30 protein-coding genes are annotated in these 26,570 nt (G+C 71.5%); 16 read left to right on the forward strand and 14 right to left on the reverse strand.

Translation table 11 applies throughout. From position 1 onward, the window contains the following. The coding region (locus ACIBG6_RS20630) for a methylmalonyl-CoA mutase family protein (RefSeq protein ID WP_399224512.1) at nucleotides 1–170 on the reverse strand (170 nt) is incomplete at its 3' end. Between the two features lie 210 nt (nucleotides 171–380). On the opposite strand from ACIBG6_RS20630, the gene ACIBG6_RS20635 reads away from it, so the two are divergent. Then, on the forward strand, nucleotides 381–1,289 hold the full coding sequence (locus ACIBG6_RS20635; RefSeq protein WP_399224037.1) for a L,D-transpeptidase family protein: 909 nt from the start codon (nucleotides 381–383) through the stop codon (nucleotides 1,287–1,289). Nucleotides 1,290–1,416: 127 nt separating this feature from the next. Here ACIBG6_RS20635 and ACIBG6_RS20640 read toward each other — a convergent pair whose 3' ends face one another. Together ACIBG6_RS20640 and ACIBG6_RS20645 are read right to left on the reverse strand one after the other, a co-directional pair. Then, complete coding sequence (locus ACIBG6_RS20640; RefSeq protein ID WP_399224038.1) at nucleotides 1,417–2,529, reverse strand: hypothetical protein; 1,113 nt, start codon at nucleotides 2,527–2,529, stop codon at nucleotides 1,417–1,419. Further along, complete coding sequence (locus ACIBG6_RS20645; protein ID WP_399224039.1) at nucleotides 2,529–3,224, reverse strand: RNA polymerase sigma factor; 696 nt, start codon at nucleotides 3,222–3,224, stop codon at nucleotides 2,529–2,531. The genes ACIBG6_RS20640 and ACIBG6_RS20645 overlap by 1 nt, the downstream gene beginning before the upstream one ends. A gap of 412 nt (nucleotides 3,225–3,636) precedes the next feature. On the opposite strand from ACIBG6_RS20645, the gene ACIBG6_RS20650 reads away from it, so the two are divergent. Continuing rightward, nucleotides 3,637–4,368 carry a Clp protease N-terminal domain-containing protein gene (locus ACIBG6_RS20650; protein WP_399224040.1) on the forward strand — a complete coding sequence of 244 codons (732 nt, stop codon included), beginning with the start codon at nucleotides 3,637–3,639 and terminating at the stop codon, nucleotides 4,366–4,368. A 4-nt stretch (nucleotides 4,369–4,372) separates the two neighbouring features. Here ACIBG6_RS20650 and ACIBG6_RS20655 read toward each other — a convergent pair whose 3' ends face one another. The 3 genes from ACIBG6_RS20655 to ACIBG6_RS20665 all read right to left on the reverse strand — a co-directional run bounded on the left by ACIBG6_RS20655 (nucleotide 4,373) and on the right by ACIBG6_RS20665 (nucleotide 7,391). Further along, nucleotides 4,373–4,933: a hypothetical protein gene (locus ACIBG6_RS20655; protein ID WP_399224041.1), complete on the reverse strand. Its 561-nt coding sequence runs from the start codon at nucleotides 4,931–4,933 to the stop codon at nucleotides 4,373–4,375. A gap of 66 nt (nucleotides 4,934–4,999) precedes the next feature. Continuing rightward, nucleotides 5,000–5,638, reverse strand: a complete 639-nt coding sequence (locus ACIBG6_RS20660; RefSeq protein ID WP_399224042.1) for a DUF4328 domain-containing protein — start codon at nucleotides 5,636–5,638, stop codon at nucleotides 5,000–5,002. A gap of 118 nt (nucleotides 5,639–5,756) precedes the next feature. Continuing rightward, complete coding sequence (locus tag ACIBG6_RS20665) at nucleotides 5,757–7,391, reverse strand: glycoside hydrolase family 20 protein (protein ID WP_399224043.1); 1,635 nt, start codon at nucleotides 7,389–7,391, stop codon at nucleotides 5,757–5,759. A gap of 182 nt (nucleotides 7,392–7,573) precedes the next feature. Between ACIBG6_RS20665 and ACIBG6_RS20670 the strand changes: the two genes are divergently transcribed. The 6 genes from ACIBG6_RS20670 to ACIBG6_RS20695 all read left to right on the forward strand — a co-directional run bounded on the left by ACIBG6_RS20670 (nucleotide 7,574) and on the right by ACIBG6_RS20695 (nucleotide 12,415). Beyond that, nucleotides 7,574–8,188 (forward strand): 2-oxo-4-hydroxy-4-carboxy-5-ureidoimidazoline decarboxylase, encoded by a 615-nt coding sequence (locus ACIBG6_RS20670; RefSeq protein ID WP_399224513.1) that lies wholly within the window; start codon nucleotides 7,574–7,576, stop codon nucleotides 8,186–8,188. Between the two features lie 192 nt (nucleotides 8,189–8,380). Continuing rightward, nucleotides 8,381–8,761: a succinate dehydrogenase, cytochrome b556 subunit gene (gene sdhC / locus ACIBG6_RS20675; RefSeq protein WP_015035721.1), complete on the forward strand. Its 381-nt coding sequence runs from the start codon at nucleotides 8,381–8,383 to the stop codon at nucleotides 8,759–8,761. An 8-nt stretch (nucleotides 8,762–8,769) separates the two neighbouring features. Further along, nucleotides 8,770–9,249: a succinate dehydrogenase hydrophobic membrane anchor subunit gene (locus ACIBG6_RS20680; protein WP_141295397.1), complete on the forward strand. Its 480-nt coding sequence runs from the start codon at nucleotides 8,770–8,772 to the stop codon at nucleotides 9,247–9,249. Nucleotides 9,250–9,274: 25 nt separating this feature from the next. Beyond that, nucleotides 9,275–11,029 (forward strand): succinate dehydrogenase flavoprotein subunit, encoded by a 1,755-nt coding sequence (gene sdhA / locus ACIBG6_RS20685; RefSeq protein WP_317598554.1) that lies wholly within the window; start codon nucleotides 9,275–9,277, stop codon nucleotides 11,027–11,029. Then, nucleotides 11,029–11,787, forward strand: a complete 759-nt coding sequence (locus ACIBG6_RS20690) for a succinate dehydrogenase iron-sulfur subunit (protein WP_329621590.1) — start codon at nucleotides 11,029–11,031, stop codon at nucleotides 11,785–11,787. The genes sdhA and ACIBG6_RS20690 overlap by 1 nt, the downstream gene beginning before the upstream one ends. Before the next feature lie 91 nt (nucleotides 11,788–11,878). Beyond that, the gene (locus ACIBG6_RS20695; protein WP_399224044.1) at nucleotides 11,879–12,415 is read left to right on the forward strand and encodes a hypothetical protein; all 537 of its coding nucleotides are present in this window, start codon (nucleotides 11,879–11,881) and stop codon (nucleotides 12,413–12,415) included. A 27-nt stretch (nucleotides 12,416–12,442) separates the two neighbouring features. On the opposite strand, the gene ACIBG6_RS20700 is transcribed toward ACIBG6_RS20695, so the two are convergent. After that, nucleotides 12,443–12,994, reverse strand: a complete 552-nt coding sequence (locus ACIBG6_RS20700) for a MarR family winged helix-turn-helix transcriptional regulator (RefSeq protein ID WP_399224045.1) — start codon at nucleotides 12,992–12,994, stop codon at nucleotides 12,443–12,445. A gap of 87 nt (nucleotides 12,995–13,081) precedes the next feature. Between ACIBG6_RS20700 and ACIBG6_RS20705 the strand changes: the two genes are divergently transcribed. Further along, nucleotides 13,082–14,305 carry an MFS transporter gene (locus ACIBG6_RS20705; protein WP_399224046.1) on the forward strand — a complete coding sequence of 408 codons (1,224 nt, stop codon included), beginning with the start codon at nucleotides 13,082–13,084 and terminating at the stop codon, nucleotides 14,303–14,305. Between the two features lie 3 nt (nucleotides 14,306–14,308). Here ACIBG6_RS20705 and ACIBG6_RS20710 read toward each other — a convergent pair whose 3' ends face one another. Then, nucleotides 14,309–15,070 (reverse strand): alpha/beta fold hydrolase, encoded by a 762-nt coding sequence (locus ACIBG6_RS20710; protein ID WP_399224048.1) that lies wholly within the window; start codon nucleotides 15,068–15,070, stop codon nucleotides 14,309–14,311. 124 nt (nucleotides 15,071–15,194) lie between these two features. On the opposite strand from ACIBG6_RS20710, the gene ACIBG6_RS20715 reads away from it, so the two are divergent. Genes ACIBG6_RS20715 through ACIBG6_RS20725 form a run of 3 tightly spaced genes read left to right on the forward strand, consistent with a single transcriptional unit; the run spans nucleotide 15,195 to nucleotide 16,834 of the window. Continuing rightward, a complete protein-coding gene (locus ACIBG6_RS20715; RefSeq protein ID WP_399224049.1) occupies nucleotides 15,195–15,629 on the forward strand; it encodes a hypothetical protein in 435 nt (144 codons plus the stop codon). A 13-nt stretch (nucleotides 15,630–15,642) separates the two neighbouring features. Beyond that, a complete protein-coding gene (locus ACIBG6_RS20720; RefSeq protein WP_399224050.1) occupies nucleotides 15,643–16,053 on the forward strand; it encodes a thiol-disulfide oxidoreductase DCC family protein in 411 nt (136 codons plus the stop codon). Nucleotides 16,054–16,063: 10 nt separating this feature from the next. After that, nucleotides 16,064–16,834: a TetR family transcriptional regulator gene (locus ACIBG6_RS20725; protein ID WP_399224051.1), complete on the forward strand. Its 771-nt coding sequence runs from the start codon at nucleotides 16,064–16,066 to the stop codon at nucleotides 16,832–16,834. Here ACIBG6_RS20725 and ACIBG6_RS20730 read toward each other — a convergent pair. The 3 genes from ACIBG6_RS20730 to ACIBG6_RS20740 all read right to left on the reverse strand — a co-directional run bounded on the left by ACIBG6_RS20730 (nucleotide 16,831) and on the right by ACIBG6_RS20740 (nucleotide 20,114). Next, nucleotides 16,831–18,384: an ABC transporter substrate-binding protein gene (locus ACIBG6_RS20730; protein WP_399224052.1), complete on the reverse strand. Its 1,554-nt coding sequence runs from the start codon at nucleotides 18,382–18,384 to the stop codon at nucleotides 16,831–16,833. The genes ACIBG6_RS20725 and ACIBG6_RS20730 overlap by 4 nt on opposite strands. A gap of 203 nt (nucleotides 18,385–18,587) precedes the next feature. Continuing rightward, nucleotides 18,588–19,829 carry a metallophosphoesterase gene (locus ACIBG6_RS20735; protein WP_399224053.1) on the reverse strand — a complete coding sequence of 414 codons (1,242 nt, stop codon included), beginning with the start codon at nucleotides 19,827–19,829 and terminating at the stop codon, nucleotides 18,588–18,590. 30 nt (nucleotides 19,830–19,859) lie between these two features. After that, nucleotides 19,860–20,114 (reverse strand): SCO4848 family membrane protein, encoded by a 255-nt coding sequence (locus tag ACIBG6_RS20740; RefSeq protein WP_317598544.1) that lies wholly within the window; start codon nucleotides 20,112–20,114, stop codon nucleotides 19,860–19,862. A 109-nt stretch (nucleotides 20,115–20,223) separates the two neighbouring features. Between ACIBG6_RS20740 and ACIBG6_RS20745 the strand changes: the two genes are divergently transcribed. Further along, nucleotides 20,224–21,546 carry a D-alanyl-D-alanine carboxypeptidase family protein gene (locus ACIBG6_RS20745; RefSeq protein WP_399224054.1) on the forward strand — a complete coding sequence of 441 codons (1,323 nt, stop codon included), beginning with the start codon at nucleotides 20,224–20,226 and terminating at the stop codon, nucleotides 21,544–21,546. Here ACIBG6_RS20745 and ACIBG6_RS20750 read toward each other — a convergent pair. Further along, nucleotides 21,464–22,381, reverse strand: coding sequence for a YihY/virulence factor BrkB family protein (locus ACIBG6_RS20750; RefSeq protein ID WP_399224056.1), 918 nt, complete (start codon nucleotides 22,379–22,381; stop codon nucleotides 21,464–21,466). The two genes, ACIBG6_RS20745 and ACIBG6_RS20750, sit on opposite strands and share 83 nt — an antisense overlap. Nucleotides 22,382–22,561: 180 nt before the next feature. Between ACIBG6_RS20750 and ACIBG6_RS20755 the strand changes: the two genes are divergently transcribed. Then, nucleotides 22,562–23,323: a decaprenylphospho-beta-D-erythro-pentofuranosid-2-ulose 2-reductase gene (locus ACIBG6_RS20755; protein WP_399224057.1), complete on the forward strand. Its 762-nt coding sequence runs from the start codon at nucleotides 22,562–22,564 to the stop codon at nucleotides 23,321–23,323. A gap of 19 nt (nucleotides 23,324–23,342) precedes the next feature. Here ACIBG6_RS20755 and ACIBG6_RS20760 read toward each other — a convergent pair whose 3' ends face one another. Next, nucleotides 23,343–23,939, reverse strand: coding sequence for a 2'-5' RNA ligase family protein (locus ACIBG6_RS20760; RefSeq protein ID WP_399224058.1), 597 nt, complete (start codon nucleotides 23,937–23,939; stop codon nucleotides 23,343–23,345). Nucleotides 23,940–24,056: 117 nt separating this feature from the next. Continuing rightward, nucleotides 24,057–25,070 carry a tryptophan--tRNA ligase gene (trpS, locus tag ACIBG6_RS20765; protein ID WP_399224059.1) on the reverse strand — a complete coding sequence of 338 codons (1,014 nt, stop codon included), beginning with the start codon at nucleotides 25,068–25,070 and terminating at the stop codon, nucleotides 24,057–24,059. Between the two features lie 56 nt (nucleotides 25,071–25,126). Here trpS and ACIBG6_RS20770 point away from each other — a divergent pair, with 56 nt between their 5' ends. Together ACIBG6_RS20770 and ACIBG6_RS20775 are read left to right on the forward strand one after the other, a co-directional pair. Beyond that, nucleotides 25,127–25,726, forward strand: coding sequence for an RNA polymerase sigma factor (locus ACIBG6_RS20770; RefSeq protein WP_399224061.1), 600 nt, complete (start codon nucleotides 25,127–25,129; stop codon nucleotides 25,724–25,726). Beyond that, the gene (locus ACIBG6_RS20775) at nucleotides 25,719–26,558 is read left to right on the forward strand and encodes a hypothetical protein (RefSeq protein WP_399224062.1); all 840 of its coding nucleotides are present in this window, start codon (nucleotides 25,719–25,721) and stop codon (nucleotides 26,556–26,558) included. Before ACIBG6_RS20770 ends, ACIBG6_RS20775 begins: the two co-directional genes overlap by 8 nt. Nucleotides 26,559–26,570 lie beyond the last annotated feature (12 nt).

The raw sequence follows: 26,570 nt of genomic DNA on the forward strand, positions 1-26,570 counted from the left end.
GCGTACTGCCGCATCGTCCACGGCCGACCCGTGTACATCGACGGATAGACGCCGCGCGTGAAGGGGTACGCGCCCGGCTCGCCCAGCTTCTCGGCGGGATCCCACCCCTCCTGAGCCCCCGGCCCGTAGACCGGCTCGATCGGCAGCCCCGACTCCGACTCGCGCGCCATGTGTTGTGCCTTCCCGATAGACCTGCTGCTCAGCGGTACCGACCCTCGCGACGGACTGTAGCGGCGGGCGTGCGGCCGGTGGAGGGCAGCACGCTGGGACCTTCCTCACAGCTTGCGCGCGCTCGCTTCCGTTCCTTCGTACGCGCGTGCGCAACCGCACGCGCGCGGGAAGCATCCCTACGTACACACGACTCGTCCCGGGGGGCAACAATGAAGCGGACCACGTCCGTCATACGCAGAGCGGTACTGGCGGCGGCAGCGGTGGCACTGGCCGCCGGCTGTACGGCCCAGGCGGCCGATCCGGCAGGCGGCGGCGCGAGCCCGTCGTCGACGGCGCCGAAGGCGACGACGTCCGACTCCCCCAGCGCGACGGCGTCCCCGACCGACGCGCCCACCGACGCGCCCACCACCACGCCGACCGTCTCGCCGACGACGGACGACAAGCCGCCGTCCCCCTCCGCCACCCCCAGCACCGGGGCGCCGACACCCGACGCCCTCATGAAGGACGGCGACGAGAGCCAGCAGGTCCGCGAGCTCCAGGCCCGGCTCCGGCAGCTCGGCCACTTCGACCGGGCACCCACCGGTTTCTACGGGACGATGACGGCGGCCTCGGTCACGGCGTTCCAGAAGAAGCAGGGGCTGCCGCGGACGGGCTCGGTCGACGCGACGACCTGGGAGCGGCTGCTCTCGGCCAGCCGGAAGCCGACCGCCGACGAACTGAAGCCGTCGACGACGAACAAGCTGGACACCCCGGACGCGCGCTGCATGACCGGCCGGGTGCTGTGCATCAGCAAGGAGAGCCGGACCCTGGCCTGGATGATCGACGGCCGGGTCGTCTCGTCCATGGACGTCCGCTTCGGCTCGGAGAACACCCCGACCCGCGAGGGCACGTTCAGCGTGGGCTGGAAGGCCCGCAAGTGGACGTCGACGATCTACCACACGCCCATGCCGTACGCGATGTTCTTCAGCGGAGGCCAGGCGGTGCACTACTCGGCGGACTTCGCGGCCCGCGGCTACAACGGGGCCTCGCACGGCTGCGTCAACGTCCGGGACCGGGCGAAGCTCTCGGCGCTCTTCGACCAGGTGAAGGTCGGCGACAAGGTCGTCGTCCACTGGTAGCGGCGGGGAGAGGAAGAAGGGGCGCGGGTGGGACCGGGGGAACGTGCCCCACCCGCGCCGGGTGCGCGGAGCCGTAGGTACGGGGGGAACCCCGGCTCGTCGCGCGGCCGATGACCAGTCGGCTCACTCAGTACTGCGCCGACGGCCCGGAAAGTGTCACACCTGCTGCGGGAAACGTCCCGCGGAGGCTCTGGTCGGTGTCCTCGGAGCCGCTGTTCCGGCGCTCGGCGCCGTCGTTCCCACCGTCGTTCCCGCCGTCGTTCCCGCTGTCCTTCTTGCCGTCGCGCGTCCCGTCACGCTTCCCGTCGGACGTGTCGTCGTCCTTGCTGCCGTCGTCCTTGCTGCCGTCGTCCGTCTTGCCGTCCTCGCGGGGATCGGCGGACGCGCCCGTGCCGCCGGAGCCGAGGAGCCGGTCGCAGTAACGGCTGAGGGTCTCGCCGCCGCGCAGGGTGCCCGCCAGCTTCCGGCGGTCGGCGGCGTCGAGCCGGCCGGACCGGTAGTCCCGGCAGGCCTTGAGGGCCTTCTCCCGCACGGTCGACCCGCCGGTGCCCGTGTCCCCGCCCGGGCGGGACGTCGTCCGGCCGGGTTCCGGGGTGTGCCGGGTGGCGGGCGGTGCGGTGAGCGAAGGGGACGCGGGCGAGGAGGGCGAGCCGGGAGAGGTCGTGACCCCGGGCGAGGGTGACGAGCCGGGCGAGTGGTGGACGTCGCCCGGTCCCGCCGAGGGCGACTCGGGGTCCTTCCGTACGCCGTGCGAGCCCGTCACGACGGGGTCCGGGGTCTCCGCCGCCGTGACGGAGGCCGCGGGCTCGGGGGTCATCAGCGGCAGCACGCCCGTACCGGCGGCGACGGCGACGCCTCCGACCGTGACGGCGGCGACCGCGGCGGCCAGCCCGTACCGCACGGAACGTCCCCAGCGGCGGCGCGTGGCCGCGGCGGCGGGGGCGAGCCGCACATGGCCCAGTTCGGCGTGGTCGGCGGCACGGCCGGCGCCGGCCGGGGTCGCGGTCCCGGCGAGGGCGGCGCGTTCGGCCGTGGCCCGGCGGAAGGCGGCGAGCGCCGCGGCCTCGCCGGGCAGCTCTGCCCGTCCGGCCTGGACGGACGGCGTACGGGCCGAGTCGAGGGCCTCCGCGAGACGTCTGGCCTCGGGGTGCGCGGGGTCGTCGAGGGCGTCGACCGGCTCGCCCCGGAGCAGCCGCTCCGCCGCCTCCTGGTCGAGCCACTGGTAGCGCTCGTCGGCCATCACATGTCCTTCTGCGTACGCGGACGTGAATGCGTCACACCGCCGGGGCCCGTGGCTCCCGGCCCGCGCCCGCGTTGCGGAGGCACACCGTCCAGTGGAACGACGTCCCCACCGGCCCCGTCCGCTCCGTCCAGCCCGTCCGCCCCGTCCGCCCCGAGGAGTTCGGCGAGTCTCTTGAGCCCCCGGTGCGCGGCGGTCCGTACGGCGCCGGGGCGCTTCCCGAGGGTGTCGGCGGCGCTCTTGGCGTCCAGGCCGACGACGACGCGCAGGACGACGGCCTCGGCCTGGTCCTGCGGGAGTTGGGCGATCAGGTGCATGGTGCGGCCGGTGGCCAGGGCTTCCAGCGCCTCGTCCGCGGTGTCGGACTCGGCGGGCTTGTCGGTGAGTTCGGTGTCGTCGGCTCCCACGGCGGGCCGCCGGCCGCGCATCCGGATGTGGTCGAGCGCGCGGTTGCGGGCGATCCGGGCCGCCCAGCCGCGGAAGCGGTCCGCGTCTCCGCTGAAGCGGTCGAGGTCGCGCGAGATCTGGAGCCAGGACTCCGAGGCGACATCCTCGGCGTCGCCCTCGCCGACCAGTGTGCGTATGTAGCCGACCAGCCGAGGATGCACGGCGCGATACACAGTACGGAACGCGTTCTCGTCCCCGTCCTGCGCAGCGAGCACCGCGGCGGTCAGCTCCGCGTCGTCCCCCAGCACTCCCCAAACCCTGTTCGTCGGTCGCGTCGTCGCGTCATCGCGGCTGGTCACCACCGCCACGCTGCCTCGCGCATCTGCACGCTACGTCGTGTGCCCGCGCCGCGTCCACGCGGTCCGGGGTCTTTGTACAACTCGAAACCTTCGAGAACGGTGCCGGGATGCACGTGCGGGTGCACGTGCCGGTGTGACAGAAAGCGCAGCACCGGCGCTGTATGGAGTACGGAGCCGTGCTGCGGCTCCGTGGATGACGACCGGGGCCTCTCCTGTGGGGGGTGGCGGCCCCGGTCGTCTCCCTTTTCCACCTCCCCCACCATCCAGGCCGACGGCCACCCGTCCCGGGCTGGGCGCAGTGCACCCACTTCACTGTCAACCGACAGTTGACACCCCCTGGGTGTCAACCTAGGGTTGCCTCATGACGAATCCAGTCGGCATGAATGTCCCCGTCCGCCTCGACGAGCTCATCGACGCGATCAAGAAGGTCCATCCGGACGCCCTGGAGCAGCTCTCCGGCGCGGTCATCGCGGCGGACCACCTCGGCGATGTCGCCGACCACCTCATCGGCCACTTCGTGGACCAGGCCCGGCGCTCCGGCGCCTCCTGGACCGACATCGGCCGCAGCATGGGCGTCACGCGCCAGGCAGCCCAGAAGCGGTTCGTCCCCAAGGAGCCGGACGCGGAGAAGATGGACCCGAACGCGGGGTTCAGCCGGTTCACCCCCCGGGCGCGGAACGTGGTCATGGCCTCCCAGAACGAGGCCACGGCCGCCGGGAACGACGAGATCACCCCCGCCCACCTCGCACTCGGCCTGCTCGTCGAGCCCGAGGGGCTCGCGGCGCACTGGATCCTCTCGAAGGGCGTGACCCTCGACCGGGTCCGCGAGGCCGTCGCGGCGACCCTGCCGCCGGCCGCCGCCGAGGCGCCCGCGCTCGTCCCGTACGACGCGGCGGCGAAGAAGGTCCTGGAGCTGACGTTCCGCGAGGCCCTGCGCCTCGGCCACAACTACGTCGGCACCGAGCACATCCTGCTGGCGCTCCTGGAGCACGAGGACGGTACGGGCGTACTGACCGGCCTCGGCCTCGACAAGGGCACGGCGGAACGGGAGATCGCCGAGACGATCGCCTCGGCGACGATCCAGGAGCCCTAGGGGATCAGGCGGTGCGGGCCCGGCGCGAGACGACCGCGCGGAGGACCCGGCCGCCCTCGACGGAGAGCTCACGGGCCCGGCGCAGACCGGTCGGGCCGTGGGCGGCCGATTCGAGGACGGCCTGCTGGCGGCGGAGCTCCCCGGCGAGCAGCGGGCCCGCGCCGTCCGCGTCGCCCGCCCGGCAGCGCTCGACGAGCCCGTCGGGGACGCCGGCGGCGTCGAACCGGCCGTGCAGAACGAGGGCGGTGACGGAGCAGGCGCCGGCCCAGGTACGGAGGGCCTCGACGGTCCACGCGGGCGGGGCGGTGGCCAGCATGGCGCGTACGCCCTCGGCGCCGTCCGTGCGGGCCGCGTCCAGCTCGACGAGGGCCTTGGCGGTGGCCTCGCCCCACGCCGCCCCGTCGCCGCGCGCGACGGCCGCCCACACGGGCCGCAGGGCGTCGCCCCCGTCGGAGGCGAGCAGCGGCAGACAGCGGTCGAGGCAGGCGAGCCCGGCCGCGGCCAGCCCTCGCTCGTCGGCCCCGTCGATCAGTTCCAGCAGGCTCCGGCCCGACCCTGACGTCATGGACGCCTCCTCGCCACCCGATGCGGACGCAGTACTTCCCCTACTGCGCCGAGGGGCGGTTTTTCGTCACTGCGCGGCCGGAATCATGCCAGTGGCCTTGGCGTGCTGCATAGAGGTCAGACGCCGCACGAAGAGGATCGCGAGGACGGCGGCGACGATGTCGAGGGCGTATGCGGCGAGGGACCAGTAGGCCGCAGTGGTGTACGCCTCGGCCGTCTCCGCGCGCTTGTACAGCTGCGCGGCGATCCGGTCCACCACCATGCCGACGGCGAAGAACGTCCACCAGCTACGGAGGAGCGTCATCTCTCCCTTGCCGTCGGCGGCGTACGGCTGCCAGCGGCTGGCCCGCCAGATGTCGGCGGCGATTCCCTGCGGGATCCAGAGGTTGGCGAGCGGGATGAACCAGCCGCCGATGGCCCAACCCGGCTTCCGGCTCTGCAGGTCACCGGCCCAGACCTCGGCGTTCTTCCGCAGCCGGTGGAACCAGACGATGAAGACGATCCCCGTCGCGACGAACAGGGTGAACGCCATGCTGTAGGCCACGTTCAGGTCGAGAGTCCCGAAGACGGCCGGGTCGAAGAAGTCCGTGGTGACGTCGGTGAACAGGAAACGGACCTCGATCGCGCCGAGCAGGACGTCGAAGACGATGTCGGCCGCGAGCAGGACCATCACGGCGTACGAAAGGCCGTTCGGATTGCGGAGCATGGGTGTGCGGTTCCCCCCAGGAACGTGCGGCGCCCCTCCCCGAGGCACCGGCGGCGGCCGCTCGGCCGCCGCCGGGGGAACGTACGCGATCCGGAGTGGCCGCGTCCATGGAGAGGCCTCAGCGCACCCGCGCCGCAAGGGCCCGGAACTGGTCCCAGGTCAGGGTCGGTTTCGTCGGGTCCCAGACCTTCTGGGCCAGGGCCGTCAGGGGCAGGCGGATGCCGTTCGCGACCTGGGTCTGGGTCTGTGCGCCCGAGAGGTCGCACCAGACGGCGAAGCGGGCGCCGAGGATCTGGGGGTCGTAGCGGGCCGGGACCGGTGTCGTGCCGCGGAGCACCAGCGGGGTCCACTGCTCGTAGATGCGGCGGCCGGTGGGGTACGTGAACTCGTTCGGCTCGCCGAGGACATAGTAGAGGTACTCGTCGTTGAGGTTCACGACATCGCGGCCCTCGCTCAGGTACTCGGCCGGCGGCCGGGCCCCGATCTCCTTGCCGGTCCAGTACTCGACCTCGATGCCCTTGTCGGCGTTGACGACACCGCCCCGGAAGAAGCCGTCGTTCCAGGCCTTCGCCACCTTGCCCGTGTCGCGCACCACCGCCGCGCGGTCGTTCAGCCAGCCCTCCGCCAGGTCCTGGACGCGGGCCTGGGGGCCGTACTTCTGGCGTGCCGCCGTGGCCAGCTGCGGGTAGGAGGCCTCCGGGGAGCGGACGGTCAGCGCCTGGTACTCGTCGGCGCCGACATGGAACCAGCCGCCGGGGAAGAGGGCGGCGTACTCGCGCAGCAGCTCGTCCACGAGCCGCGCCGAGGCGGGCTTGGAGATGTCGATCGCACCCTGGCGCGGGACCCCCTGGACGTTGAGCAGGCGCAGGTCGGGGTAGGCGCGCAGGACGGCACCGAGGTGTCCGGGCGAGTCGATCTCGGGCACGACGGTGATGTGCAGGCTCTGCGCGAGGGCGAGGATCCGGCGCACCTCGGCCTTGGTGAGGTGCTGGGCCGAGACGATCTCGGGGTGGGTGTCCGAGGCGATCCTGAAGCCCTGGTCGTCGGAGAAGTGCAGACCGAACTGGTTGAGCTTGAGGTCGGCCATCTCCCGGAGCCGGGCCTCGATCCACTCCGCGGTGAAGAACTTGCGGGCGATGTCGAGGTTCAGTCCGCGCTGGGGCTTCGCGGGGGCGTCGGTGACGGTGCCCTCGGGCATCGCGCCGGTGGCCTTGACCGACTGCTTGAGCGTCCGGGTGCCGTAGAAGACCCCGGCCTCGTCGGGCCCGCTGATCCGCACCCGGCCGTCGCGGACGACGAGGGTGTACGACTCGGCGGCGCCCGTCCCGCCCAGGGCCAGCTCCACGTCGCCGGGTCCGGCGGCGACGGCCCCGCGGTACGGGACGCCGAGCTCGCCGGCGAGCAGCTTCCCCTCGTCGGCGAGGCCCGCGCTGTTCGGGCCGAGGACGATCCCGGCCGTGGGCGCGGGCTTCCAGCCGGGGCCGCGGGCGGCCTCGTGGTCGCGGACGGCGGGGATGGTGCGGGGCTCGGTGGAGAGGGGGTACGTCCGGGTCGGCGTCGGAGTGGGCGTCGGTGTCGGGGAGGGCGGCGCGCTGCTGGGCGCGGCGCTCGTGGCCGTACCGCCGGGGGGCGACGAAGGGGACGGCGCCCCGGAGGGAGAGCCGTTCGAACAGGCCGCCACGGTGGCCAGTGCCACCGCGGTCGCCATCAGTGCGGGGCCCCGGCGGGGCACCCGTATGGAGTACCGCATCATTCGGAATCCTCCCGTACGGAAGGCGGTCCGGCCAATCGGGGGAACGGAACCGGATCGTCCATCACATGTTCCGAAACTCTCCCTTCCGGGTGAAATTCGCGCATCCGTCGGACACTTCCCTCGTCCCGTCGATAACGTTGCGTCACGTCCACCCCACCCGTCCCGGAGTACCGGAGCCCACGCTGACCAGCGACACCCACGCCCCCTGCCGGAAGCCGGGCTCCACGGACACGCCTGGCATACCCGCGCAGAACAAGGGCCCCGCCGCTCGGCCATCCGCTCAGCCGTCCTCGCACCCCTCCCACCTCTCGCCCCATGGGCTCACGCGCTTCAACGCCGCCTCGGCCGCCGAGGCGGAGACCCTGCTCCTCTCCTGCTGCCACAGCCCCCGATGGGCCGAACGGGTGGCCGCGCACCGCCCGTACCCGACGGTCGACGCGCTGCTCGCCGCGGCCGACGAGGCCGGCTACGACCTGTCCCGCGCCGATCTCGACGAGGCGCTGGCCGCCGAGTCCTCCGCCCCTCCGCACCCCGACGCCCCGCCGGCGGCGCGGACGGCGCTGCGGGCCGCCCACGCCGCGTACGAGAGCAGTTTCGGACACGCGTTCGTGATCAGCCTCGAAGGAGTGCGGCCCGGAGAGCGTCTCGACCAGGTATTGGCAGGCATTCGGTCACGTCTCGGCAACGAACCAGAGGAAGAGCGCGTGATCGCCGCCGACGAACTGAGGCGGCTCGCCCGCGCCCGCCTGGCCTTCCGCTTGTCCGAGGGCCTCACGCTCCGACACTCCGAAGCGTGATTCCGACCGGAACAGGGCGATTTCGGCTTGTGGGATAGCCCGTCCGTGCCTGTTTGATCACACCGATGGACCCCGCGCGAGCGAACCGACAAGTCGTCGCTACGATGACCGGGGCCGGTGGACCGTACCCGGCCGGGTCAGACCGACAGAGAAGCCGGCCGACCCTGATCCCCGCTCCCGGAGGGTTTTTCCGTGCCGGCTGGAACGCTGTACCGCGGCCGGGAAGGAATGTGGAGCTGGGTGGCTCATCGAGTCACCGGCGTCCTCATCTTCTTCTTCCTGTTCGTACACGTGCTGGACACCGCTCTCGTCCGCGTCTCTCCCGAGGCGTACGACGAGGTCGTCGCGACCTACAAGACGCCGATCGTCGCTCTTCTGGAGTACGGCCTCGTCGCCGCCATCCTCTTCCACGCGCTGAACGGTCTCCGTGTCATCGCCGTGGACTTCTGGTCCAAGGGCCCGCGCTACCAGAAGCAGATGCTCTGGACCGTCGTGGGCATCTGGGTCGTGCTGATGGCGGGCTCGCTGTACCCCGTCCTCGGCCACGCCGCACGTGAACTGTTCGGGAGCTGACGCCAGATATGTCTGCTGACACCACCTCCTCCGCCGCCATCGGCCCCGTCGAGGGCGCCGTGTACGACGTGGACAACCCCGCGCCGTACATCGAGGCCCCGCGCAAGCGCACCGGCAAGACGCCGAAGGCGACCCGCGGCAACTTCGAGATGGCCGCGTGGCTCTTCATGCGCCTCTCCGGCGTGGTCCTCGTCGTCCTGGTCCTGGGCCACCTGCTGATCCAGCTCTTCCTCGACGGCGGCGTCTCCAAGATCGGCTTCGCCTTCGTGGCCGGCCGCTGGGCGTCCCCGTTCTGGCAGGTCTGGGACCTGCTGATGCTCTGGCTCGCCATGCTGCACGGCGCCAACGGCCTCCGTACGGTCATCAACGACTACGCGGAGCGGGCCAACACGCGCCTGTGGCTCAAGGGCCTGCTGTACACCGCCACGGTGTTCACCATCCTTCTGGGCACGCTGGTGATCTTCACCTTCGACCCGAACATCCGCTAGGCACGGGGCTGAGGTAATCCACGTCATGAAGATCCACAAGTACGACACCGTCATCGTCGGCGCCGGTGGCGCGGGCATGCGCGCCGCGATCGAGTCGACGAAGCGCAGCCGCACCGCCGTGCTGACGAAGCTCTACCCCACCCGCTCCCACACGGGCGCGGCGCAGGGCGGCATGGCCGCCGCGCTCGCCAACGTGGAGGAGGACAACTGGGAGTGGCACACCTTCGACACGGTCAAGGGCGGTGACTACCTGGTCGACCAGGACGCCGCCGAGATCCTGGCGAAGGAGGCCATCGACGCCGTCCTCGACCTGGAGAAGATGGGCCTGCCGTTCAACCGGACCCCGAACGGCACCATCGACCAGCGCCGCTTCGGCGGTCACTCCCGCAACCACGGCGAGGCCCCGGTCCGCCGGTCCTGCTACGCCGCGGACCGCACGGGCCACATGATCCTCCAGACGCTGTACCAGAACTGCGTCAAGGAGGGTGTGGAGTTCTTCAACGAGTTCTACGTCCTGGACCAGCTCATCGTCGAGGTCGACGGCGTGAAGCACTCCGCGGGCGTCGTCGCCTACGAGCTGGCCACCGGCGAGATCCACATCTTCCAGGCCAAGGCCGTGATCTACGCGTCCGGCGGCACCGGCAAGTTCTTCAAGGTGACCTCCAACGCCCACACCCTGACCGGTGACGGCCAGGCCGCGTGCTACCGCCGCGGTCTGCCCCTGGAGGACATGGAGTTCTTCCAGTTCCACCCGACGGGCATCTGGCGCATGGGCATCCTGCTGACGGAGGGCGCCCGCGGTGAGGGCGGCATCCTCCGCAACAAGGACGGCGAGCGCTTCATGGAGAAGTACGCGCCGGTCATGAAGGACCTCGCGTCCCGTGACGTCGTCTCCCGCTCCATCTACACGGAGATCCGCGAGGGCCGCGGCTGCGGTCCCGAGGGCGACCACGTCTACCTGGACCTGACGCACCTTCCGCCGGAGCAGCTCGACGCCAAGCTCCCGGACATCACCGAGTTCGCCCGTACGTACCTCGGCATCGAGCCGTACACGGACCCGATCCCGATCCAGCCCACCGCGCACTACGCCATGGGCGGCATCCCGACCAACGTCGAGGGTGAGGTCCTGTCGGACAACACCACGGTGGTCCCGGGTCTGTACGCGGCCGGCGAGGTCGCCTGCGTGTCGGTGCACGGCGCCAACCGCCTCGGCACCAACTCGCTGCTCGACATCAACGTCTTCGGCAAGCGCTCCGGCATCGCCGCGGCCGAGTACTCCGCCAAGCACGACTTCGTCGAGCTGCCGGAGAACCCGGAGTCCCTCGTCGTCGCGACGATCGAGAAGCTGCGCGAGTCCACGGGTCACGAGCGCGTGGCGGACATCCGCCGCGAGCTGCAGGAGACCATGGACGCCAACGTCATGGTGTTCCGCACCGAGCAGACGATCAAGACGGCCGTCGAGAAGATCGCCGAGCTGCGCGAGCGCTACGAGAACGTGTCCATCCAGGACAAGGGCAAGCGCTTCAACACGGACCTCCTTGAGGCCATCGAGCTGGGCAACCTGCTCGAACTGGCCGAGGTCATGGCCGTCTCGGCCCTCGCGCGCAAGGAGTCCCGCGGCGGTCACTACCGCGAGGACTACCCGAACCGCGACGACGTCAACTTCATGCGCCACACCATGGCGTACCGCGAGGTCGGCGACGACGGCTCCGAGACCGTCCGTCTCGACTACAAGCCGGTCGTCCAGACCCGCTACCAGCCGATGGAGCGTAAGTACTGATGGCTACCCCCGTACTGGACAAGGTCGAGGCGGAGTCCGCCGCCTCCCCGTACATCACGGTCACGATGCGGATCCGCCGCTTCAACCCCGAGATCTCGGACGCCTCGGTCTGGGAAGACTTCCAGATCGAGATCGACCCGAAGGAGCGTGTCCTCGACGCCCTCCACAAGATCAAGTGGGACGTCGACGGCACGCTGACCTTCCGCCGGTCGTGCGCGCACGGCATCTGCGGCTCGGACGCGATGCGGATCAACGGCAAGAACAGGCTCGCCTGCAAGACGCTGATCAAGGACCTCAACCCCGAGAAGCCGATCACGGTCGAGGCCATCAAGGGCCTGACGGTGCTGAAGGACCTTGTCGTCGACATGGAGCCCTTCTTCCAGGCGTACCGGGACGTCATGCCGTTCCTGGTCACCAAGGGCAACGAGCCGACGCGCGAGCGTCTGCAGTCCGCCGAGGACCGCGAGCGTTTCGACGACACCACCAAGTGCATCCTGTGCGCCGCGTGCACGTCGTCCTGCCCGGTCTTCTGGAACGACGGCCAGTACTTCGGTCCGGCCGCGATCGTCAACGCGCACCGCTTCATCTTCGACTCGCGTGACGAGGCGGGCGAGCAGCGCCTGGAGATCCTGAACGACAAGGACGGCGTGTGGCGTTGCCGCACGACCTTCAACTGCACCGACGCGTGCCCCCGTGGCATCGAGGTCACGAAGGCGATCCAGGAAGTCAAGCGTGCGCTGATCACGCGCCGCTTCTGACATCTGGTTCGGCTGCAAACGCCCGCTTCTGTACGCTGCGCGTGCAGGAGCGGGCTTTGTCGTTGCGGAGTTTCGTGGAAAGCGGGGACTGATGAGCGAGCCGAATCCTTACGCGGACGGGGAGTACCAGTGGGGGCCCGGCCAGGGTCCCGGGACTCCCGCGTACGGGTATCCGCACGACGCGACGCCGGGAGCGGGCACGGGACCGGGGCCGTACCAGGCGCCCGCCTACCAGCCGACTCTGCCGGGCGGCGTGGCCCTGCCGCCGCCGTACCCGACGGGCGGGGCGCCGTCGTTCGCCATCGGGGACATCAGCGTGGTCGGTGACCAGATCCTCACCCCGTCCGGGCCGATGCCGTTGAGGGGCGCGGTGTGGAACGCGATGGACCTGTCGCGTACCGAGGAGAAGATCTCGACGGTCGGCATCGTGCTGGCCTGTCTCTTCGTCGCGGTCTGCGGCCTGGGGCTGCTGTTCCTGCTGATCAAGGAGAAGGCGACGACGGGCTTCGTCCAGATCACCGTGAACAGCGGGGGCAGGCACCACTCCACGATGATCCCGGCGATGCACCCCGACACCATCCACTGGGCATTGGCGCAGATCAACTACGCGCGCTCGCTGAGCGTCTGACGGCCTGACGCGCTTCCCGGAGCGCGGTCAGTCCCAGTGGCGGACGTGCTCCGCGCTCTCCGCCTCGACCATGATGCGCCGCAGCAGGTCGTTGAGCTGATTCCGCTCCTCGGCGGAGAGGACGCCGAGGAGGCGGTACTCCTCGTGCCCGAGGACGTCCATGGCGCCGAGCCAGGTCTGATGGCCGGCGTCGGTGAGCTCGACGACGACCCGGCGCCGGTCGGTCGTGGACTGCGTACGGCGGACGAATCCGCGCTTCTCCAGGGCTTCGAGGCGGCCCGAGACGGAGGCGGGGGCGAGGTCGAGGTCCTGGGCGAGTTCGGAGGGGGCGGCGCTGCCGCCGCGGCCCGCGAGCTTGTGGAGGGTGTCGAACTCGTATCGCTCCAGGTCGAAGTCGGCGAGCGACTGCTCCCTGACCCGGCGGAAGTGGACGGAGAGCTTCTTCATCCGGGTGACGGCGCCCTCGACGACGGGGTCGAGGCCGGGCAGGACGGGCTGCCAGCGGGCGACGTGGTCGTCGGTCCAGTCGCGGGGCTGACGGGATTCGCCTGGGGCACGCGGTTCCTCGGGGAGCGCCATGAACTGATCGTACGTCGGCGGACGGGCCCCTTCTCAGGAGAAGTATTTCGTTGACTAATTATTCGGTACCGAAATACTCTGCGGTCCATGCCTGCCGCTCCCGTGCGCGACGCCGCGCCCGCCGCCGTCCCCCACCCCCTGCGCACGCGCTCCTTCCGCCTCCTCTTCACCGGCCGCGCCCTCTCCCTCCTGGGTGACGCGGCGATCCCCGCCGCCCTCGCCCTCGCCGTCCTGGAGGCCACCGGCTCCACGTCGGCGCTCGCCCTCGTCCTCGGCTGCGCGATGGTCCCCCGGCTGCTCCTGCTGCCCCTGGGCGGCGTCGTCGGCGACCGCTTCGACGCCCGTACGGTCGCGCTCGTCACCGACCTCGTGCGCTGCGCCACGCAGCTCCTGGTCGGCCTCCAGCTACTCGGCGGCGCCCCGAGCCTCGCCGTCCTCGCGGTCGCCGAGGCGCTCGGCGGCGCCGCCGGGGCCTTCGCGATGCCGACCGGCTCACCGCTCGTGAAGGGAACCGTCGCGCCCGAGGCGCTGCACCGCGCCAATGCCGCGATGAGCGTCGCCCGGAGCGCCAGCCGCCTCGGCGGACCGGCGCTCGCGGGCACCCTCGTCCTGACCGTGGGGCCCGGCTGGGCGTTCGTCCTGGACGCGGCCACCTTCGCCGTCAGCGCCCTGCTCCTGACGGCCGTACGGGTCGAAAGGGTGCCGATCCCGCGCCGCTCGCTCCGCGCCGACCTGGCGGAGGGCTGGCAGGAGGTCCGCTCCCGGGACTGGTACTGGACCAGCCTGATCGGCCACAGCGCCTGGAACGGCGCCGCGGCCGTCCTCATGACCCTCGGCCCCGCCGTCGCCGTGCAACGGCTCGGCGGCGGCGGGACCTGGGTCGTCCTGCTCCAGGTCGGCGCCGTCGGCTTCCTCCTCGGCGCGCTGCTCGCCGACCGGGCCCGCCCCCGGCGCCCGGTCCTGACGGCGAACCTCGGGCTCGCCACGTACGCCCTGCCGCTGATCCTGCTCGCCGTGGCCGCGCCCGCGCCGCTGACGATCGCGGCCTACGGGCTCGCGCAGGCGGGCCTCGGCTTCCTCTCCCCCGTCTGGGACACCGCCGTCCAGCGCGCGATACCCGACCACGCGCTCGCCCGGGTCACCTCGTACGACTGGCTGCTCTCGCTGGCCGCGATGCCGCTGGGCTACGCCCTGGCCCCGCTCGCCGCCGCCGCGTGGGGGCCGGAGGTGCCACTGCTCGCCGCCGCGGTGGTGGTGGGCGGCTGCTGCCTCGGCACGGCGCTCGTCCCGGGGGTGCGGCGCTTCCGCTGAGGCTCAGACCCCCGCCAGGAAGGCGGTGAGCAGCCGGGCGGTCTCGTCCGGGCGCTCCAGGGCCGGGAGGTGTCCGGCCCAGTCGAGGTCGACCCGGCGGGCGGCGGGCAGGAGGCCGGCCAGGTCGTCGGCGACGGCCCGGAAGTCGGGCACGTCGTGGACGCCGCTGGCGACGAGCGCGGGGACCTCGATCCGGGCGAGCTCGTCCCGGGTGACCTCGGGGTCGACCGGGCCGAACTCCTCGGGCGCGGCGAGCTGGACGTCGAAGGCGCGCCGCTGCATCCGCCGTACGAGGGCACGGGCGGTCTCGTCGGCCTCGGGGCCGAGCCAGGTGTCGACGTTGAGCTCGACGGCGGCGTCGATGTCGCCGGCCTCCAGGAGCGCGTCCTCGCGGCCGCCCCAGGCACGCAGCTCCTCGCTCGGCTCCATGCAGGGGCTGCCGGAGCCGAGCAGGGCGAGCGCGGTGACACGGCCGGGGTGGCGGGCGGCGAACTCCAGGGCGACGACTCCGCCGAAGGAGGAGCCGACGAGGGCGGCGCGGTCGGCGCCGAGGTGGTCGAGGAGGTCGCGGACGTCCTCCGCGTGGGTGTGCGGGGCGTCGACGGGGGTGTCGCCGAAGCCGCGGAAGTCGCAGCGGACGACGCGGTGGCCCGCGTCGGCGAGCGCGTGGAACTGTCCGTCCCACATCCGGCGGTCGCAGACCCCGGAGTGCAGCAGGACGACGGTCGAGGGGCCTTGGCCGGCCAGGTCATGAGAGAGCGTCACCCGCCGACCCTAGAGGGGGCGGGGCCGGGCTGCCACTGATTTGGACATGCGACTTGAACACGTTCAAGAGGAGGTCTACAGTCATGCCCAACAGCTTTTGAACGCGTTCAAAGGAGGGTGGGGCATGGACCTCACTGTCGTCGCGTATGTCGTCTACCTGGTGATCAGCGTGGCGCTGACCGTCTGGGTCGCCCGCACGCTCAGCCGTAACGGAAGGATCTTCCTCGCCGACGTCCTGCACGGGAACGAGAAGCTCGCGGAGGCCGTCAACCACCTCCTCGTGGTCGGCTTCTACCTCGTCAACTTCGGCTTCGTCGCCCTCTATCTGAGCCAGGACGAGGCCGTCCTCGACGCCCGCTCGCTCTTCGAGGCCCTCTCCGTCAAGCTCGGGGTCGTCCTGCTCGTCCTCGGCGTGATGCACCTGGGCAACGTGTACGTGCTCAACAAGATCCGCCGCCGGGGCGTGATGGAGCGCGAACAGGTCCCGCCGGTCGGCCCGCAGGGCTGGACCGCGAGCCCCAAGGTCGGCCCCTGGGCCCCGCCCGCGCCGCAGGGCTGAGGGGGGCCGAGCCGTGCCGACCCCCGTCGGACGCCTGACGGTGCTGTACGACGCCGACTGCCCGCTCTGCGTCCACCTGAGGCACTGGCTGCTGCGGCAGCGGCAGCTCGTGCCCCTGGACCTGGTCCCGGCCGGCTCCCAGGAGGCCAGGCGCCGCTTCCCGGAACTCGACCACTCCGCCACCCTGCGGGAGATCACGGTGGTCGGGGACCGGGGGCAGGTCTACCGGGAGACGAACGCCTGGATCGTCTGCCTCTGGGCACTCGCCGACCACCGGGCCAAGGCCCACTGGCTGGCCACCCCGGCCGGACAGCCCTTCGCCCGGGTGACCGTCCTGGCCGCCGCGAAGTGGCGCGAGGCCCTCAAGGGACCCGCCTGCGAGGACGAGGACGGGCGCCGCGGGGCACCCGGCCGACCCGACTAGGCTCGGGACCGTGAAGGACGTGAAGGAAGAGAAGAAGGCCGACGAGAAGAAGGCCCCGAAGAGCGAGCAGACCCGCACGCTCATCCTCGAAACCGCGCTCCGGCTGTTCAAGGAGCGCGGTTACGACAAGACGACGATGCGGGCCATCGCCCAGGAGGCCGGGGTCTCCGTCGGCAACGCGTACTACTACTTCTCGTCCAAGGAGCACCTCGTCCAGGGCTTCTACGACCGGATCGCCCAGGAGCACCAGGCAGCGGTCGAGTCCCTCCTGAACGGCCCCGAGAAGGACCTCACGGCCCGGATCCGGGGCGTGTACCTCGGCTGGCTCGACATCGCCGAGCCGTACCACGAGTTCGCCGCGCAGTTCTTCAAGAACGCCGCCGACCCGGACAGCCCGCTCAGCCCGTTCTCACCGGAGTCGGAGGGCCCGCGCGAGGCGGCGATCGAGGTCCACCGGCGGGTCATCCGCGGCGCTTCGGTGAAGGTCGACCCGGAACTCGCCGAGGCGCTCCCGCAGTTGCTGTGGCTCCAGCAGATGGGCCTCGTGCTGTTCTGGGTGTACGACCGCTCGGAGGGCGCCGCGAACAGCCGGCGGCTGGTCGAGCGGCTCGCACCGGTCACGGCCCGCGCGATCTCGCTCTCCCGCTTCCGGATCCTCCGGCCGCTCGTCAAGGAGACGCACGAGCTGCTCTCCGACTTCATGCCGACAGCGGCCGGGATGGCGGCCTCGGGCAGGCCCAAGCGGGCCAACCCGAAGCCGGACCCCAAGGGCGGGGCCTAGATCCAGTCGAGCTCCCAGAGGCGCCAGATGCCGGTGCCGTCCGTGAGGTACTGGGAGCCGCCCACGGCCTCCGTGGCGAGGACGTAGTCCTTCTTCTGCCACAGCGGGACGAGCGGGACGTCGTCGGCGACCTCGGTCTGGATCGCCCGGAAGTCCCCGGTCGCCCGGGAGCGGTCGCTGAACTGCTGCGTCGAGGCGACCAGGGAGTCGATCCGCTTGCTGGAGAAGCCGTTGTGCAGGGTGTTCGCCGTGCCGACGAGAGGCGCGGTGAAGCTGTCGGAGTCGGGGAAGTCGGGCAGCCAGCCGACGGTGTACGCGTCGTAGGCGCCGCGCGCGTACGCCTTCTGGAAGCCCTTCCAGTCGGCCTCGACGACCTTGACCTCGAAGAGGCCGGTGTCCTCCAGCTGCCGCTTGATCTCCGCGGTCTCGGCGGCGTAGGTGGCGTCCGCGCGGAAGCCGAAGGTGAACTTCACCGGCGTCTCCACCCCGGCCTCCTTGAGGAGCTTCTTCGCCTTCTTCGCGCTCGGCGCGGGGTTGGCGTCGTAGAACGCCGTGCTGTGCCCCACGAAGCCCTGCGGGATGAGCGAGTACAGCGGCTCCACGGTGCCCTTGTAGGCGCCGGTGGTGATCTCCGGGCGGTCGATGACGGCGGCGACGGCCTGGCGCACGGCCTTGTCCGCCATCGGCGAGCCGGGCCGGACGTTGAAGTTGAGGTTGCGGATCTCCGCGCTCTCGGCCTCGGTGAGCCGGGTCGCGCCCTCGGCCTCCAGGGTCCCGAGGAAGTCCGGCGGCAGCTGCCGGTGCGTGACGTCGACCTCCTGCGACTTCCACGCGCCGGCGAGGTCCTCGGACTTGCCGAAGTACTTCACGAGGACCGGGCCGCCGGCCTTGCTGATGGCGCCCTTGTACGCGGGGTTGGGCTCCAGGAGCGCGGACTCGCCCGGCTCGTACTCCTTGAGGACGTACGGGCCGGAGCCGTCGACGGCCAGGCCGGAGCGCAGCGTGTCGGCCGGGTACTGCTCCCTGTCGACGATCGAGCCGGCGCCCGTGGCCACCTTCAGCGGGAAGGTGGCGTCCCGGCCGCTGAGGTTGAAGGTGACGTCGCGGCCGTCGGCCACCACGTTCTTCAGCGTCGGGAAGAGCGGCTGCGGACCGACGTCCGTCTTGATGCGCAGCATCCGCTCGAAGGAGTACTTGACGTCCTCGGCCGTCACCTTGCGCCCGTTGGCGAAGGTGAGGTCGTCGCGGAGCGTGCACCGGTACGTGGTGAGCTTGGCCCCCACGAACTTGCAGCTCTCGGCGGCGTCCGGCACCGGGGTCGTGAACCCCGGCTTGAACGTCAGCAGCGACTGGAAAACGTTGCTGTACATGGCCCACGAACCGGCGTCGTAGGCGCCGGCCGGGTCGAGTGAAGTGACTTCGTCGGTCGTGCCGACGCTGATCGCATCCGACCGGAGGTCGTCGGAGGGCAGGAGTTGCCAGCCCCCGACCCCGGCCGCCACCAGTACTCCACAAGTGATGAGGATCCGCAGACGGACCGTCGACCGCATTTGCCGTGCTTCCTTTTTTCGTACCACCCCAGGCACGACGCCCCCCGAAAACGCCGCATTGCCGTCAGCCAATCACACGACCTTCACAAGTGGAAGGAAAAACTTTCACACAGCAGGTATATGTCCGGGATATGAGACTTTAAGCCGATGAGCAGCACGTATCGCTCCCGGAGCAGGGAGTGACCTCCTGCTCCGCCGCCCGATTACGCCTGCTTCGAGGCGAGTTCGACGAGGGTGATGTCGGAGGGCGCGCCGACCCGGACCGGGGGCCCCCAGGCGCCCGCGCCGCGCGAGACATACAGCTGGGTGTCGCCGTACCGTTCGAGCCCCGCAACGGTCGGGTTGGCGAGCTCGGCGAGGTAGTTGCCCGGCCAGAGCTGACCACCGTGGGTGTGACCGGAGAGCTGGAGGTCCACACCGTGGCGTACGGCGTCGTGGATGACGACCGGCTGGTGCGCGAGGAGCACGGCGGCGCGGGCCCGGTCGCGGTCGCCGAGGGCGCGGGCGAAGTCGGGACCCTGACCCTCGCCCTCCCCCGCGATGTCGTCGACCCCGGCGAGGTCGAAGCCGGCCGCGATCTCCACGCGCTCGTTGCGCAGCGGGCGCAGACCGAGCTCGCGTACGTGGTCGACCCAGGCGTCGGCGCCCGAGAAGTACTCGTGGTTGCCGGTCACGAAGAAGGAGCCGTGGCGGGCGCGGAGCCGGGCGAGGGGCTCGGCGGCGGAGCCGAGGTTCTCGACGGTGCCGTCGACGAGGTCGCCGACGATCGCGATCAGATCGGGCTGGGTGGAGTTGATCGCGTCCACGATCCGCTGACTGTGGGCACGGCCCAGGATCGGCCCGAGGTGGATGTCGGACACGACGGCGATCCGGTAGCCGTGCGCGGCGCGCGGCACCTTGGCGAGCGGAACGGTGACGCGCTTGATCCGCGGCCCGCGCAGCACGCCGTACGTGCCGTACCCGACGGTCCCGAGGGCGACGGCCGCGGCGGAGCCACCGACGACGCGCGAGACGAAGAGACGCCGGGAGGGGGCGGCCGCCGGGGGCTCAGGAGCCTCCACGGCAGGCGCGGCGGTTTCGGGAACGGTCACGGGCACCGGTGCCGCCGGCTGCACCTCGGCCGTGGCGCGGCGATCGAGCCACCGGCGCAGGACGGGCCGCACGGCCTCGCCGACCACGAGGGCCAGGGTCACGTACAGCAACAGGGCGAGCCACAGGAACCCCGGCCAGGCGACGACCTGCTGGAACCAGAAGGGCGCACCGGCACGCGAGGAGGTCAGCGCCGCGAGCGACAGCACCGGCAGCACGACGACGGCGACCGTACCGACCCGCCGAGCCGTCCCCCCGGGCGCCGTCACATCGCGCACGAGGCGCCGCCACACGTACCAGTGGACCCCGCCGAGCACGGCGAGGACGACGACCAGAACCAGCAGAAACACGAGCACGCCCCGAACCCCCCTCTTTCTCTTCGCCGACTAGGAGCTGTGACCGGTGTCGCGACGCGCGGCACGCACTCCACGCAACCCGAGCACACCGATCACCGTCCCCAAGACAAAGGACGTGACGGCGAGCAGCAGGTGAACCCAGAAATAGGCCGTCGGGTCGCCCGCGTCGTCGAAGGCGAGGCCGCTCCCGTCGTTCCAGAGGTTCTTGACGAAGGTGATCCAGATGAACCAGCTCCACACCCCGAACGCGAGCAGGAACCAGGAGACGCGACGGCTGAGCTTCATGGCCCCAGTATCACCGTCCGCCTCTCCGGCCCCGCGTCCGGGTGGACGAGCGTGGACGAACCGCCAGGCGGGGTTCGGATCCCTGTTCCGTACCTGTACGTTCTCGACCGTGTCTGCTTCGAAGAAGACCGCTTGGGCGGTCGCCGCTGCCGTACTCCTGCCGCTCGTCATCGCCGCGCCGGCGGCCCACGCGGACGAAGGGAAGGACGCGAAGGACAAGCAGCCCAAACCGCCCGCCACCATGTCCGCGGTCGGCGGCGCGCTGCTCGGCAAGCCCGGTACCCAGGTCCAGCTGGGGCCCGGTGCCCCGGTGCTGCCGAAGGACCTGTCCGCCCGGTCCTGGATCGTCGCGGACGCGGAGAACGGCGAGGTCCTCGCCGCGCACAACGCGCACTGGCGGCTCGCTCCGGCGTCCACGCTCAAGATGCTCTTCGCGGACACCGTGCTGCCGAAGCTCGGCAAGACGCAGAACCATCTGGTCACCAACCAGGACCTGGCCGGGCTCGGCTCCGGCTCCAGCCTGGTCGGCGTCAAGGAGAAGCAGACCTACAGCGTCCGCGACCTGTGGCTCGGTGTCTTCCTCCGCTCCGGCAACGACGCCGTCCACGTCCTGTCGGCCATGAACGGCGGCATCCCCAAGACCGTGAAGGACATGAACGCCCGCGCGGCCGAGCTCCAGGCGCTCGACACGTACGTCGTCTCCCCGGACGGTTACGACGCCCCGCGCCAGGTCTCGTCCGCGTACGACCTCACGCTCATCGCCCGCAGCGGCATGCAGAACGAGGACTTCCGCGAGTACGCCGCCACGCCCCGCGCCGCCTTCCCCGGCGAGCTGAAGCCGGGCAAGAAGCGCGAGACGTTCGAGATCCAGAACACCAACCGGCTGCTGACCGGCGACCTCGGCGTCGCCCCGTACCAGGGGATCGCGGGGGTGAAGAACGGCAACACCACCCATGCCGGATCCACCTTCACGGGGGTCGCGGAGCGGGGCGGGAAGGTCCTGCTCGTCACCGTGATGAACCCGTCCTCGAAGGAGCAGCACGCGGTCTACAAGGAGACCGCCCGGCTGCTCGACTGGGGCTTCGCCGCGGCCGGGAAGGTGACCCCGGTGGGCGAGCTGGTGCCGCCCACGTCGGCCCGTACGGGCACGGGGTCGGAGTCGGGTACGGGGGCGGAATCCGGGTCGGGTACGGGGACCTCCGACGGCGGGACAGCGCCCGCGCCCGGGAAGAACGCTCCGGACGCGTCGGCGACCGCCGCCGCCTCCTCGGAGAAGTCCGGCGGCGTCGGGATCGCGCTGAGCGTGGCGGGCGGGGCGCTCGTCCTGCTCGCCGGCGCCGTCTTCCTCGTCAACCGGCGCTGGCCGCTGGCCGGTTCGGGGGCGCGTCGTCGTCGCTCGCGGACGCCGCTGGATCCGGACGTGAACCCGTAGCGGTCCAGGCCGCGCTGAACAGCAGCAGTTTCGCGGTGAGGTTGATCCACAGCATCAGGGCGATCGGTGTGCCGAACGCCCCGTACATCGACTTCCCCGCGACCTCCTTCATGTAGCCGCCGAGCAGCAGTTTGAGCAGCTCGAAGCCGACGGCGCCGAGGAGCGCCGCCACCACGAGCCGGCGGCGGGGCGGGTGGACGCCGGGCAGCAGCGTCAGGACGTAGAGCAGCATCAGGAAGTCGGCGGCGACGGCGACGAGGACGGCGGCCGCCTGGAGCAGGTAGCCGCCCGCCCCGTCGCCGGAGATGCCGACGCGGTCGGCGCTCCAGCCGACGGCGGTGGAGCCGAGCCAGGACGCGGCGAGCGAGCAGACCGCGACGCCGCCGAGGCCGAGGAGCACGAGCGCGTCCTTGCCCTTGCGCACGATCGGGTTGCCCTCCTCGGTGTCGTCGAGCCCCCACACGACCCGCAGGCACTCCCGCATGGAGCCGATCCAGCTGATGCCGGTGACGAGCAGGAGGGCGCCGGCGATGAGTCCGACGGTGCCGGCGTTGGCGACGAGCCCGTCGATGTCGAGCTGGTCGGAGATGCCGGGTACCTGGTCGGAGATCTTCTCCTCGATGTTGTCGAGCTGTTCCGTGGAGAGGAGCGCGGCACCGATCGCGGCGGCGACCGTGATCAGGGGGAAGAGGGCGAGGAAGGAGAGGAAGGTGATCGCGGCGGCGAGCCGGCTCCAGTGGACCTCGTCGAGGGTCTCGTACGAGCGCCAGGCGTGTGTCCGCATGAGGCGGGTGGCCACGGGGCCGATGACGGGGAGCTTGGTCAGCCAGTCCATGTCGTACGCGTACCCCTTGATCCGTTGGTCCAGAGATGGCCGGAGTACGAGAATCCCCCGGCGGAGCACGCGGGACGGTGAACGACATCCCGGAGGCAATGGCGGCATAAGCGACAGACGCGGCTATACGGTCACCCTGATGGCTGTCGAGACCCACCGCCCTCTGAGGAGTACCCCACCATGAAGGACGCCTTCGGCACCCCGCAGTCCCTGCTCGTCCTCGGCGGCACCTCCACGATCGGGCTCGCCACCGCGCGCCGGATGATCGCCCGCGGCGTCCGTACGGTGTGGCTGGCCGGCCGCCCCTCCCCCGCGCTCACCGCCGCCGCGGACTCGCTCCGCGCGCTCGGCACGGACGTGCGCACCGTCCCCTTCGACGCGCTCGACACCGAGTCGCACGAGGAGCGGCTCGGCAAGATCTTCACGGAGGGGCCCATCGACGTGGTGCTGCTCGCCTTCGGGGTCCTCGGCGACCAGGCGCACGACGAGGCCGACCCCGTCGCCGCCGCGCGGGTCGCGCAGACCAACTACACGGGCGCCGTCTCGGCCGGTCTGGTGTGCGCGGGCGCGCTCCAGGCGCAGGGGCACGGCTCGCTGGTGGTGCTCTCCTCGGTGGCGGGCGAGCGGGCCCGGCGCGGTGACTTCATCTACGGCTCGTCGAAGGCGGGGCTCGACGTGTTCGCCCAGGGCCTCGGGGACGCGCTGTACGGCACGGGCGTGCACGTCATGGTCGTCCGGCCCGGGTCCGTCCGGTCGACGGCGGCGGCCGGGCGCGCGAGGCCGCGGGCCCGGCTCTCGGCGACCCCCGAGGCGGTCGCGACCGCGATCGAGCTGGGGCTGCGGCGCCGCTCGGAGACGGTGTGGGTGCCGGGGACGCTGCGGATGGTGATGGCGGCGGTACGGCACGTGCCGAGGCCGCTCTTCCGCCTCCTGCCGGTCTGAGAGCGGCGGGGAGGCCGACTCAGCCGGCGGGGGTGACGGTCGGCGTGTCGACCGGGCTGCCGCCCTGGGTCGGGACGGCCGAGATCGGCCGGCCGCTGCCGAACTCGTAGTCGTACAGCTTCCGCCACACGCCGTCCGGGCCCTGCTCGTACAGCGCGAACGAGCGGCACGTCCAGGCCGCCTCGTATCCGGCGAGCTCCTCGAACGCCCGGTCCATCCCCTCCTCGGAGATGGCGTGCGCCACGGTGACGTGCGGGTGGTACGGGAACTGGAGCTCGCGCGCGAGCGGTCCCGCCTCGTCCCGGATCCGGTGCTGGAGCCGGTTGCAGAGGGGGACGCCCTCCTTGAGCTTCACGAAGACGACCGGGGACAGCGGGCGGAACGTCCCGGTGCCCTTCAGGCGGACGGGGAACGGCTCGTACGAGGCGGCGACCCCGGCGAGGTGCGCCTCGATCTCCGGGAGCCGCTCCTCCGCGACCTCGGTCGGCGGGACGAGGGTGACGTGCGTGGGGATGCCGTGCGCGGCGGAATCCCCGAAGCCAGCGCGCCGCTCCTGGAGCAGGCTGCCGTAGGGCTCCGGGACCGCGATCGAAACGCCGAGCGTTACGGTCCCCACGTCGTTCTCCTCCGTCGTCCGTCGAGTCGTGTGCTTGTGGTGTGCTCGTGGTGTGCTCGTGGTGGTGCAGCCGCCAGTGTGCGTCCTGCACCACCCTCGTGGCCAGGGTCCTAGGACTCAGTGCTTGGCGGGCAGGAAGCCCATCCGGTCGTAGGTCTGCGCCAGCGTCTCGGCGGCGACCGCACGGGCCTTCTCCGCGCCCTTGGCCAGGACCGAGTCCAGCGTCTCCGGGTCGTCCAGGTATTCCTGGGTGCGGGCCCGGAACGGCGTGACGAAGTCCACCATGACCTCGGCCAGGTCCGTCTTCAGCGCGCCGTACATCTTGCCCTCGTAGCTCTTCTCCAGGTCGGCGACGCTCGTCCCGGAGAGGGTGGACAGGATGGTGAGCAGGTTGGAGACGCCCGGCTTGTTCTCCGCGTCGAAGCGGATCACGGTGTCCGTGTCGGTGACCGCGCTCTTGACCTTCTTCGCGGTGACCTTCGGCTCGTCCAGGAGGTTGATCAGGCCCTTCGGCGTGGACGCCGACTTGCTCATCTTGATCGTCGGGTCCTGGAGGTCGTAGATCTTCCCGGTCTCCTTGACGATGTACGGCTTGGGGACGGTGAAGGTGTCGCCGAAGCGGCCGTTGAAGCGCTCCGCGAGGTCGCGCGTCAGCTCGATGTGCTGGCGCTGGTCCTCGCCGACCGGGACCTCGTTGGCCTGGTAGAGCAGGATGTCCGCGACCTGGAGGATCGGGTACGTGAAGAGGCCGACGGTGGCGCGGTCGGCGCCCTGCTTCGCCGACTTGTCCTTGAACTGCGTCATGCGGGAGGCCTCGCCGAAGCCGGTGAGGCAGTTCATGACCCAGCCGAGCTGCGCGTGCTCGGGGACGTGGCTCTGGACGAACAGCGTGCAGCGGTCGGGGTCGAGGCCGGCGGCGAGCAGCTGCGCGGCGGCGAGGCGGGTGTTCGCCCGCAGCTCGGCGGGGTCCTGCGGAACCGTGATGGCGTGCAGGTCGACGACCATGTAGAAGGCGTCGTGGGACTCCTGGAGTGCGACGTACTGACGGACCGCACCGAGGTAGTTGCCGAGGTGGAACGAGCCCGCCGTGGGCTGGATTCCGGAGAGCGCGCGAGGACGATCAGAGGCCATGCACATCATTCTCTCAGGTGTGGGAACCGATCCCCGACTGCCGGTGTATCAAGAGTGTGAGGACACGGGAGGGGGGCCTGGTCGACGACGAGGCCGTGGTGATCGCACGGGTGCGCGCCGGAGAGCCGGAGGCGTACGCGGAGCTGGTCCGCGCGCATACGGCGGTGGCGCTGAGGGCGGCCGTGGCGTGCGGCGCGGGACCGGAGGCCGAGGACGTGGTGCAGCAGGCGTTCTTCAAGGCGTACCGGTCGCTGGGGCGGTTCAAGGAGGGCGCGGCGTTCCGGCCGTGGCTGCTGCGGATCGTCGTCAATGAGACCAGGAACACAGTGCGCTCGGCGGGTCGGCAGCGGGCCGTAGCGGACCGGGAGGCGGACCTGCTCGGGGGCGAGCCGCGGATACCGGAGTCGGCGGACCCGGCGGTCGCCGCGGAGGAGCGGGAGCGGAGCCGGCGGCTCCTCGACGCCCTGGACGGCCTCACGGAGGACCACCGCCAGGTGGTGATCCACCGCTATCTCCTCGAGCTGGACGAGGCGGAGACGGCCGCGGCGCTGGGCTGGCCGAGGGGGACGGTGAAGTCCCGGCTGAGCCGGGCGCTGAGGAAACTGGGACGGGTGCTGGAGGGACACGTGCGGGAGGGAGGTGAGGAGCGTGGCTGACGAGCGGCTGCCGGAGGAACTGCGGGAGCTGGGGCGGCGGCTCCAGGTGCCCGATGTGGACGGTGAGTCCATGGCGGAGCGGGTGCTCGCGCAGCTCCTCGCCGAGCACGTACCGACGCCCGCGCCGACGCCCGTGCCGGAGCCTCGACCGGAGCCTCTGCCGGTGTGGCGCCGGTGGTGGGCATCGGTGCGGGGGTGGGCGCGCGGGCGGTGGCGGGCGCTGGTGGCGGGTCTGACGGGGGTGCTGATCGTGCTCGTGCTCACTCCGCCCGTGCGGGCGGCGGTCGCGGACTGGTTCGGCTTCGGCGGGGTCACCGTGCGGTACTCCGACGATCCCGCCGGCCGCAGTGCGCCGCCCGGCGGGGCGGCGGTGCCGGGGTGCGCCGACCCGGTGAGCTTGGCGGAAGCCGGGCGCAGGGCGGGCTTCGAGCCGCTGATACCGGGTGTCCTCGGCGCGCCGGACGCGGTCGCCGTGACGGGGTCGGCCGAGCGGGGCCGGGCGGTGATCAGCCTGTGCTGGCGGGACGGGGAGCGGACGGTCCGGCTGGACGAGTTCCCGGCCCGGCTGGACATCGGCTTCGCCAAGGAGGTCACGACGCGGCCGGAGTGGGTGGACCTCCCGGACGGCGCGCAGGGCTACTGGTTCGCGGCGCCGCACCTGCTGACGGTCCCGATGACGGACTCGACGGGCCGGGTCTGGACCCATGAGGTCCGTACGGCGGGGCCCACGCTCCTCTGGACACGGAGCGGGGGCGCGCTCACCTTCCGGCTGGAGGGCATACCGGACGCGGAGGAGGCGCGCGGGGTGGCGGAGTCGGTCGGCCGGGGGTGACCGCCCGGCATG

This window comes from Streptomyces sp. NPDC050842 (assembly GCF_044456565.1).
Classification (GTDB): Bacteria; Actinomycetota; Actinomycetes; order Streptomycetales; family Streptomycetaceae; genus Streptomyces.